The following is a 9,741-nucleotide window of genomic DNA, read 5'->3' as shown; positions in this document are numbered from 1 at the left end:
ATGGATACGCTGGAAAAAGCATACGTCAAGCATCCAGGTGTGTCCCCAATGATCCAAAGCGACAGAGGCTTTCAGTACACGTCTCATGAGTATAAAAGGCTCCAGTTGAAGTACGGATTTACAAAGAGCATGTCTCGTGTAAGTCGCTGTTTGGATAACCAGCCCATTGAACGATTTTGGGGCACGTACAAGTCAGAAAGTTATTATCTTACGAAGGCTGACACCTATGAAGCTTTGTACTGCGCAGTTCGTCGTTATATGCGTTACTACAACAACTACCGTTACACAGAGTGTCTGGACGGTCTATCTCCGAACGAATACCGAAGAGCAGCATAACAAAGATACCTCAGCACGTCATCCGAGCTAAGGTATCCAAACGAATCATTTTTGTTTTTTTAAAGTGTCTACTTGACGGGGAGCAGTTCAGACTGGCCTGAGAGCGGCTTTTCTATTACACTCGTCGTTCGTTGAATTGAATCGGATATTCCTTCACACCAAATACAAAAGCGCTTTGAATCGGCTCCAAGGCCGTTTCAGGAACTAGCTGTATCTGCTCCATACGCTGGAGAAGCGTGTGAAGAACAACTCTCGCTTCCAAACGTGCCAGCGGCGCACCCAAGCAGAAATGAATTCCGAACCCGAATCCCATATGTCGGTTCGGCTTACGATCGGATACGAATTGATCTGCCTGTTCAAACTGGGCACCGTCACGATTGGCAGCCCCCACCCAGGATATAACCTGTTGACCTGCCTTGATTGCCTTGCCTCCTAGTTCTACATCTTCCCTCGCAACACGTCCAATGGCTACAATCGGCGGATAATAACGCAGTGTCTCTTCTATGGCACTGGCCACCTTGTCCGGATGCTCACACAACTCTTCTTGCAGTTCGGGTTGTTCAGAGAGAATGCGCACTGCATTTGCAATCAAATTGGTTGTTGTCTCATTCCCTGCAGCCAGCAGGAGAATGCAAAAATTGACGACTTCTTCCTCCGTTAACTTCTCACCCTCAATCTCCGCATCTAGTAGCAAAGAGATAAGATCGTCCTGAGGCTTTAAACGACGCTGTTCCATAATGTCTGTGAAATAGGCGTATAACTCCTGGATATTCTTCAACTTTTCCTTCTCTAACTCTTGAAAAGCTTCTTCACTATCATCACGTGCACCCTTCACTAGCACATCAGACCACTCTTTGAATTCACGCCGATCTGTAGCCGGAACACCAATCAGTTCTGCAATAACGATGACGGGGAGTGGCGTTGCAAGATCATCAATCAGGTTCATCCTTCCACCCGACAAATGTGGAGCCAGCAGCTCATCCGTAATTTCCTGAATCCGTGGTGCAAGAGCTTCTATCGCCTTGGGCGTAAACGCCTGATTGACCAAGTCACGAAGTTGTTTGTGCTTCGGTGGATCTGTCGTTAACATGCTGGTACCGGCACGGTTACGTTCAGAAGAGAACAGCTTCGGATTTTTTAACACATACTGCACATCTTCGTACCGAAACACATCCCAGCATTCACGATGCTCATCATATCGGACTGGAGTGTTCTCACGAAGTTCTGCATACACCTGGAAGGGAGATAATTGTCGCTCCTTGTTGTGCAATTCCCGAATAGGAATGTAGTTGGCATATTTTCGGGGTGCTTGTTTCATCGTGTTTCCTCCAATCAATAATATATATTTATTTACATATATGTTCCTATTCATTATAACCACAACTGGATAGCGATTCCAACTATTTCAGCATAAATAAGCCTCTCGTCCCAACGTATGCTACCAACTACCCTTGTAGTGTCGAAAGATAGTTATGTTAATTAAAATAACATTAAAATAATGTTATCCCTCCAATCTTCTCATCACCTCCCTTTCAACTAAAAATTTAAATTCAGCCATTTTCTCTACTAAACATCTATTTATCTAGCAAAAACAATGATTGTAAGCGTTATTCCTGTACAATACAACATTTGTTATATTACATAACATTAAATAATATTATCTCAATCTACTTACATAAAAAAAGAGAATACCTCACACAAAAATCACTTGAAGGAGTGTGTCAGCATGAAAAAAACATCTAACCTTCGCCCTTGGGCCGTATGGAGTACCGCCGCCTTTACCGCATTAACCCTATCCCTGTCCCCGATCGGAACTTATGCCGCTCAGGCAGCTACAGTAGAGGTTAAAGGCACGGTCGGCACGGTTCAGAGCACCTCAGCCACGCCTACACGCAATACCACCATCCCCGCAGTTCCTGAAGCTTCCAAACAATCCCCACTTCCTAATGTGCTTGTGATCGGAACAGGCGGAACGATTGCAGGACAATCGGAAGACGCAACCAGCTTCCAGAACTATAAGGCTGGTACACTTCTTATTGCTGATATGGTCAAAGATTTGCCGGACAAACAGAAAATTGCGGATGTGAGCACACTTCAATTCGGAAATTCCGGTTCAGGCTCCTATACGATGTCTGATTTGTACAACTTGTCTCAAACGGTAGATAAGGCATTAGCTCAGTATGACAGCGTCGTGGTAACAACAGGTACAGATACGATGGAGGAAATCGCTTATTTCCTTGATATGACCGTACAAAGCGATAAACCCGTTATTATCACGGGATCGATGCGACCATGGACAGTAATCGGCTCTGATGCCCAAGCGAATCTGTACAATGCCATTAAGCTGGCTGGCAGCGGTCGCACGAAATCTTTCGGCACCGTCTTGATGCTGAATGATACCATCCAGCTTGCACGCGGGGTAACCAAGACCAATGACTACCGCACAGATACCTTTGAAACCCCAATGCTTGGAGCTGTGGGTTATATTGATGAAGAGAATATCCGGATCTACCGGGCTCCTGCTCGCGCGATGAAACCGGAAGGCACAGCGAAACCTGCATTTGATCTTAGCAAAATTACCAAAGCCGATCTTGCTAAAGTCGAGATCGCCATCTCGTATCAAGAAGCGGGTGGTGGAGCGATTGAAGGATTTGTGAAGAGTGGAGTGAAAGGCATTGTCACCTCAGGTACAGGGGCAGGTGGAATTTCCAGGGCAATGGGTCAAGCCCGTACGAAGGCTATTGAGGAAGGCGTTATTTTCGTCACGACAACCCGAACTGGTTCAGGCAGCGTGTATGGAGGTGGCAAAGGTATTATTGCCGGGGATAACCTCAGTCCACAGCAAGCACGGATTCTTTTAATGCTCGGACTGTCTTTCAGCGATGATTTTGATACGATTAAAAAATGGTTCGAAACATACGGCACCCCTGAAGTATAAGTCAGTGAAAAATAATTGCCAGATGTAATTGAAAAGGCCAAAGCAGAGGTTCATCCTGCTTTGGCCTTTTTTCCCGTCCTGCTAGCCTTTATAATAAATAATAGCTTACATTCGGAAAGGAACATAACACGTATGGATTACTATTTTCTCGAATCTCAGTATCCCCGCACCGGATTCATCAGTGGCGGCACAACCTTCACTCCCGAAATGGATACCAATTATTCGGCTATAGATTATCCGTTGCCTGAGGATACAAAGGCCGAGGTCGAACTTTTTTCATCGGTACGTAGCTTGAAGGTAGACTATTTCGAAACCGTTACAGGTACCCGTGTTGTATCGAACGCTTTCAAAACGCTGTTGGAAGAAACCGGAACGAACGTGCAGTTTATTCCCGCCGTTGTCCGTTATCATAATGACCGCCCAGTTGAAAAGACATACTGGATCGCACATCTGATGGAGCAAGTGGATTGCTTCGATTATGAACGGTCGGAATACGGACGCAAAGCGGTCATCGCCGCTTCCGTGCACCAGCCACCACGTAAACTTGTCAAAGTGATTTCCAAACTTGTTCTTGATCACAGTAAAATCAACGGGTACCATTTTTTCAAGCTGGCGCATGTACAACTACTGAAACCGATCATCTCAAGTGAATTGTATGACACATGCAAAAAGCATAAATTAAAACTACATGTCACCACAATCTAATCTCACATTTAACTTGGTTTTCAAACGAGCTTTCAACGGAGTTTCAAGTGACCTATTTCACCCAAGCCAGTGCCAGACCGTCATAGTCCGGAAGCATTGTTGTAACCAGACGCGGGTCATTTGCCATCTGCTCGTTGAAACGACGCACAGCAAGCACGGCCGGGCCTTGCTTGTCCGGATTAAGCGTGCGACCGCGCAGGAAACAGTTGTCACCTACAATGACGGCACCCGGACGCGCAAGGCGAATTGCATAATCCAGATAAACCGGATAGTTTTCCTTATCTGCGTCAATAAAGAAGAAATCAAAGGTACGTCCTTCCTGTGCCAGTTGCTCCAGGCTATCTGCTGCAGGCCCGATCCGGTACTCGACTTGACTGCCGAAACCACCTTCCTCCAAATGTCCGCGAGCCATATCCGCGTATTCTTCTTTCAGCTCAAGGGAAGTCAGACTCCCCCCTTCGCTCAGCCCACGAGCAAGGCAGATGCCGCTGTAACCGCCGAGCACACCGATTTCGAGCACAGCTTCAGCTTTAGAAGTTTTCGCCAGAAAGGTCAGCAGGCGTCCATACGCCGCAGCCACCGAAACCTCCGGCATGCCATTTGCCCGAATGGCCTCTTTTACTTTTAACAAGAGCTCATCCTCTTGAAATAATTGATTTACATATTCGTCCGGGGTCAGATTCACCACGAAGTTCCTCCTTGCACATTTGGACTACTTTCCATATCAATGCCCCCAGGTAGCTTTCTCTATAAATATCCTGGATAGCTTTTCATATGGATGCCAATGTTTTATAATGAATGTTTGTTATCCAACACAGACTATTGAACGTTGCATTACCTGCATTGAAGTTTTTGCGGTTAAGCCGCATTACTCATTGTAAGTTTTTTCACGGGAAGCGGCAAGGCCGCACCGTTACTATATTGGCCGCGAGAGGCTTAAGCCTGCTGCGGCTCGAAATGGAGTTGAATGAATTCATATGGCTCGATTGCAATTGATTGCAACCTCCGCGATGGGACTTGAGGCTGTTGTAGCCCGCGAACTGAAACAGTTGGGGTATGAGGATGCCAAGGTCGATAATGGCCGCGTATTTTTCACAGGAGATTACATTGATATTTGTCGCTGTAACCTGTGGCTGAGAAGTTCGGACCGCGTGCTGGTCAACATGGGGGAATTCCCCGCAACTACATTTGACGAATTGTTTGAGGGTACCAAAGCACTGCCATGGGAAGAATGGATTCCGGCAGATGGTGAATTCCCGGTTGAAGGACGATCACAGAAATCACAACTAAGTAGCGTGCCAGCTTCACAAGGTATTGTCAAAAAGGCAATTGTTGAAAAATTGAAGCTGACGCATCACACCGAATGGTTCCCTGAAGATGGAGCCCGTTATGTGGTCGAAGTCATTCTCTTGAATGACCGCGCTCTGATTACACTGGACACAACAGGCCCAGGACTCCATAAACGCGGATACCGCAAACTAGTTACAGAAGCGCCACTGAAAGAAACACTGGCAGCTGCTCTGATTCAGCTTAGTCGCTGGAATGTTTCCCGCCCGTTCTACGATCCATGCTGCGGCTCAGGTACGATGTTGATTGAAGCAGCCATGATTGGATGGAATATCGCACCAGGACTTCGTCGTACTTTTAACTCCGAGAACTGGGACGTAATTCCTGCTGAACTGTGGGAACAGGCACGTGAGGAGGCATTTGATGCCGTGCGTGATGATGTGCCTCTGCAGATTTCAGGTAGCGACATCGACCCTGAAGCGATTGAGGTTGCGCAAGCGGCGATCAAAAGTGCGGGCTTTGCCAAAGATATCGAAGTCAGCGTGCTGCCAGCACACCGGGCCAGACCTCAAGGAGAATATGGAGTTATTATTACCAACCCTCCATATGGCGAACGTCTGAGTGAAGAAAAAGAAGTGCAGAAGCTACTTCGTTCCCTTGGTCGCTCTTATCTGGATATGCCAACGTGGTCATTCTTTGCCATAACCTCCACCAAAGCATTTGAAGAGTACTTCGGACACAAAGCGGACAAGCGTCGCAAACTGTTCAACGGACGGATTGAAACTCAATACTATCAATATTTGGGGCCATTGCCGCCACGCAACAAAACACCGCAAGCTTAAAGACACTTATGGTTAAGAAACGCTCTGACCTTTACGGTTGGAGCGTTTTTCTTTTGTTTGATCACTAACCAGCCAACAAAAGCAGGACTTCATACCTTATAAGAAGGGTCTGTATGACATGCGAGTATGAAGATGAGCATAGTTGAAATGCGAAGCGGTCACGCTATAATATATGAAGCCCTGTTTTTACATTCCGTTAACAAAATAAACGACATATTTAATCCATAGCTCCTCAAATCATGAACAACTACATAAAAAAGGGGGAAACATTATGGTTTTCACTCAGCCTATGCGAAGTTCCAGAACGCCCATGCTTCTGCGTCACCCATTGACGCTATATGTTATTTTCACGATACTGATCCTGCTTAAGCTGATGTTCCTGCATCACAATCTGAACGCGTATAACATTACCATGGGACTGCTTGACAAAGTGATTGCGGTTGGATCATTGTTGCTTCTGTCCTTCTGGGTCTGGTGGCTACCACGTAGAGGCATGATTGCTGCACTTGCTGTCCTTCACTTGTTTCTTACTGCACTCATCTATGCGGATATGGTCTATTATCGCTACTTTCAGGATTTCCTTACCATTCCTGTGCTCTTACAGGCACGACAAGTAGACGCACTTGGTGATAGCATTGCCACTTTAATCTATGCCCGCGATATATGGTTTTTTGCCGATTTATTCATTGTTATTCCGTGTGCGGCCTTAATGCTGTTCAGCAGACGTTATCGCTCAGGTCAACCGTCAGGGATGTACGCAAGCAGTTCTAACGGTAGTTATAGCGGTTACTCCTTCACTTCCTCCATATCTCATAAAAAGCGTCTCCGTCGCCGTCTATTGGCAGGTGTCACAGCGCTCATTCTGGGATTGGGTCTTGGCGCCGGCCCTATATATTATTACAGCAAAACCTGGGCTAAGGGGCTGTTTGATAACAATTGGTGGAATGTATCCATGTACAACGTAACCGGATTGCTCGCTTTTCACGGCTATGATACGTACTCTTATGTCAAAAATAATATAGGTTCCGGCCCCGAAGCCGATCCGGCCGATATCCAGCAAGTTAAAGCTTATTTTGATGATCGACAAAAGTCGAATGCAGGTCAGAACAGCCAGCCCTTATACGGAAAATATAAGGATAGCAACGTCATTATCGTGCAAGGCGAAGCCTTTATGAATTTTATGATTGGACGAAGCATTGGCGGGCAGGAAATCACACCCCACTTCAATGAATTGATGAAAGAAAGCCAGTATTACAGCCACTTTTATCACCAGACTGGACAGGGCAGAACGTCAGATGCCGACTTCGGCGCCAACATCTCTCTGCACCCTCTTCCTGTAGGTTCAGCGTTTGTGCGATACGCAGATCATATGTACGATTCGTTACCTTCCATTTTGAAGGAGCATGGCTATAGCACCAACGTATTCCACGCCTACGAGAGCGGGTTCTGGAACCGATATACGATGTATCAGAATATGAAATACGACAAGTTCTACAGCAAAAATGATTTCATAGAAGATGACCCGCTTGGCTGGTCTTTGTCGGATGTATCTTTTTTCCGGCAGTCCGTGGAGAAAATGAGTAATGAGGTGAAGGAACCCTTTTATTCATTCCTCATCACGCTTAGCAGCCATCATCCCTACGCCTCTCTGCCTAAAGAGAAACAGCAGCTGGATGTGGGTGAATTCCAGGGCACCATGTTCGGAAATTATCTGCAGTCTGTTCACTATGTGGATGCCGCACTCGGTGGTATGGTGGAGGATCTGAAGAATCGTGGACTATGGGACAAGACTATCTTCATGTTCTACGGTGACCATGACAGCTCGATTAACGACAAAGCTCAATATGAGAAGTTTCTAGGCCGTGGGCTAAACGACCTTGATATGGCACAGATCATGAACGAAGTTCCACTGCTGGTACATTTACCTGACGGAGCTGAAGCCGGTACCTTTGATAAACCGTCAGGGCAGCTGGATATTACACCATCGGTGCTACATTTGCTCGGGATATCGGATGAATCCTATTATCACATGGGAAACAATGTGTACAACGACACGGAACGCACGGTAGTGCTACGTAACGGTTCATTCACTGATGGTAAAGTGTTCTATATTCCCTCGGACGATTACCTTTATGCCAACGGAGCTTGTTACGACCAATCCACTCACGAAAAGACGGATATTAACGCCTGCAGGGTTGGTTTTGAAACAGCCTCAAAACGTCTGCATGTGTCTGATACGATCATTACCTACGATCTGATACGTCAATTCCGTGAGGAGAAGGAACGTCCGGCAAACGAAACCGAGAGTTCTTCGGTAAAATAATCAGGTACAGAAAAACGAAATAAATATTAGACATACTCTATTATAAAGGGGCCTCATCTTATGACATCTAACATCCAAGCACACGAAATTGAACAAAAACTCTTTGATGCTGCTACCGATTTTGTTAAAGAGCGGTACCCCCAAGGTTGGGGTGGGGCGGGCGCTGTATATACCGACGCCGGTTCTCTGCTCATCAGCGTAGCTCCAGAGGTCATCAACGATGCGGTGCATCTTTGCATGGAAACAGGCGCTTATCTGGAAGCTCATAAATTAAATGAGCGGGTAACCCACTCTCTCTGCGTAGCGCGCGATGACGAAAATACCGGATTCAAAGTGCTTACACCTTGCGGAATCTGCCAGGAACGCCTTTTTTATTGGGGAGGGGACGTCAAAGCAGCTGTATACGATCCGTCCGGACAACTTATTTTTAAAACATTAAATGAGCTTCAACCAAACCATTGGACAAAAGCTTACTCGAACGATTAAATTCGAATAACTTGCGAAAATTTGAAAGTCACTTTATAATTGTAACTATAATAGTTTCAATCAGGAACATAATGGAGGTTTTAAACCAATGAATATTGAAGTATGGTCTGATTTCATGTGCCCTTTCTGTTATATCGGTAAACGCCGTCTGGAAAACGTACTGGAAAAATTCCCGCATCGGGATGAAGTGAAGTTGCAATTTAAAAGCTTTGAGCTCGATCCTAACGCAGAAGTGAACAGCGGAAAAACGAATGTAGATTATCTGACTTCCAAGTACAACATCAGTGAGGAACAAGCTCGCGGGATGAATGCACAGATGAATGCCAATGCTCGCACAGCAGGGCTCGAATATAATATTGATGCCATGATCCCAACAAACTCCTTCGCCGCTCATCGTCTGACTCACTGGGCAAATACTCAAGGTAAAGCCCTTGATCTGAGTGAGCGTTTGTTCCACGCCATCTTTATTGAAGGTAAACACGTTGGTGATCCTCAAGTGCTCGCTGATCTCGCCCAGGAGGTTGGTTTGGATCGCGAAGCTGCCGTTGCCGTTCTGTCTAGCGACCAATATACCGAGAACGTACGTGCCGACCAGGCAGAAGGCGCACAGCTCGGCATCCGAGGTGTTCCATTCTTCGTTCTCGATCGTAAATTTGCCGTTTCCGGAGCACAGCCCGACGATGTCTTCCTCGATGCTCTCCAAAAAGCATGGGATGAACGTTCCCCGTTCACCATTGTTGAATCGAACGATGCCGCATCAGATCGTAACGGTGTATGCACAGAAGAAGGTTGCGAGGTTCCTCAGAACAAACCTTCTAACTAAC

At 46.3% G+C, this 9,741-nt stretch carries 9 protein-coding genes; 7 read left to right on the top strand and 2 right to left on the bottom strand.

Annotation, left to right across the window (positions count from 1 at the left end; genetic code table 11):
- On the top strand, window positions 1–336 hold a 336-nt coding region (locus tag BLQ13_RS28695), incomplete at its 5' end, for an IS3 family transposase (RefSeq protein WP_090920494.1).
- A gap of 115 nt (window positions 337–451) precedes the next feature.
- Here BLQ13_RS28695 and BLQ13_RS13425 read toward each other — a convergent pair.
- Window positions 452–1,654 carry a cytochrome P450 gene (locus tag BLQ13_RS13425; RefSeq protein WP_090920491.1) on the bottom strand — a complete coding sequence of 401 codons (1,203 nt, stop codon included), beginning with the start codon at window positions 1,652–1,654 and terminating at the stop codon, window positions 452–454.
- A gap of 408 nt (window positions 1,655–2,062) precedes the next feature.
- Here BLQ13_RS13425 and BLQ13_RS13420 point away from each other — a divergent pair, with 408 nt between their 5' ends.
- Both BLQ13_RS13420 and BLQ13_RS13415 read left to right on the top strand, forming a co-directional pair.
- On the top strand, window positions 2,063–3,274 hold the full coding sequence (locus BLQ13_RS13420) for an asparaginase (protein WP_090920489.1): 1,212 nt from the start codon (window positions 2,063–2,065) through the stop codon (window positions 3,272–3,274).
- A gap of 132 nt (window positions 3,275–3,406) precedes the next feature.
- Complete coding sequence (locus tag BLQ13_RS13415) at window positions 3,407–3,979, top strand: imm11 family protein (RefSeq protein WP_090920486.1); 573 nt, start codon at window positions 3,407–3,409, stop codon at window positions 3,977–3,979.
- A gap of 52 nt (window positions 3,980–4,031) precedes the next feature.
- Here BLQ13_RS13415 and BLQ13_RS13410 read toward each other — a convergent pair whose 3' ends face one another.
- Complete coding sequence (locus BLQ13_RS13410; protein WP_090920536.1) at window positions 4,032–4,664, bottom strand: O-methyltransferase; 633 nt, start codon at window positions 4,662–4,664, stop codon at window positions 4,032–4,034.
- A 292-nt stretch (window positions 4,665–4,956) separates the two neighbouring features.
- Between BLQ13_RS13410 and BLQ13_RS13405 the strand changes: the two genes are divergently transcribed.
- The 4 genes from BLQ13_RS13405 (at window position 4,957) to BLQ13_RS13390 (ending at window position 9,740) form a co-directional block, all read left to right on the top strand.
- Window positions 4,957–6,108 (top strand): THUMP domain-containing class I SAM-dependent RNA methyltransferase, encoded by a 1,152-nt coding sequence (locus BLQ13_RS13405; protein ID WP_090920483.1) that lies wholly within the window; start codon window positions 4,957–4,959, stop codon window positions 6,106–6,108.
- Between the two features lie 271 nt (window positions 6,109–6,379).
- Window positions 6,380–8,431, top strand: a complete 2,052-nt coding sequence (locus BLQ13_RS13400; RefSeq protein ID WP_090920481.1) for an LTA synthase family protein — start codon at window positions 6,380–6,382, stop codon at window positions 8,429–8,431.
- A gap of 60 nt (window positions 8,432–8,491) precedes the next feature.
- A complete protein-coding gene (locus BLQ13_RS13395; protein ID WP_090920478.1) occupies window positions 8,492–8,917 on the top strand; it encodes a cytidine deaminase in 426 nt (141 codons plus the stop codon).
- A gap of 88 nt (window positions 8,918–9,005) precedes the next feature.
- Window positions 9,006–9,740: a DsbA family oxidoreductase gene (locus BLQ13_RS13390; protein ID WP_090920475.1), complete on the top strand. Its 735-nt coding sequence runs from the start codon at window positions 9,006–9,008 to the stop codon at window positions 9,738–9,740.
- Window position 9,741 lies beyond the last annotated feature (1 nt).

It is taken from the genome of Paenibacillus polysaccharolyticus (genome assembly GCF_900102085.1).
Classification (GTDB): domain Bacteria; phylum Bacillota; class Bacilli; order Paenibacillales; family Paenibacillaceae; genus Paenibacillus; species Paenibacillus polysaccharolyticus.
The sequence above is the reverse complement of the archived record's forward strand: the minus strand, read 5'-3'. Positions and strand labels throughout refer to the sequence as shown.

What these genes read in the sequence shown, in the direction of transcription:
- BLQ13_RS13425 (WP_090920491.1), bottom strand. Translation starts at nt 1,654, where the DNA reads ATGAAACAAGCACCCCGAAAATATGCCAACTACATTCCTATTCGGGAA.
- BLQ13_RS13420 (WP_090920489.1), top strand. Translation starts at nt 2,063, where the DNA reads ATGAAAAAAACATCTAACCTTCGCCCTTGGGCCGTATGGAGTACCGCC.
- BLQ13_RS13415 (WP_090920486.1), top strand. Translation starts at nt 3,407, where the DNA reads ATGGATTACTATTTTCTCGAATCTCAGTATCCCCGCACCGGATTCATC.
- BLQ13_RS13405 (WP_090920483.1), top strand. Translation starts at nt 4,957, where the DNA reads ATGGCTCGATTGCAATTGATTGCAACCTCCGCGATGGGACTTGAGGCT.
- BLQ13_RS13400 (WP_090920481.1), top strand. Translation starts at nt 6,380, where the DNA reads ATGGTTTTCACTCAGCCTATGCGAAGTTCCAGAACGCCCATGCTTCTG.
- BLQ13_RS13395 (WP_090920478.1), top strand. Translation starts at nt 8,492, where the DNA reads ATGACATCTAACATCCAAGCACACGAAATTGAACAAAAACTCTTTGAT.
- BLQ13_RS13390 (WP_090920475.1), top strand. Translation starts at nt 9,006, where the DNA reads ATGAATATTGAAGTATGGTCTGATTTCATGTGCCCTTTCTGTTATATC.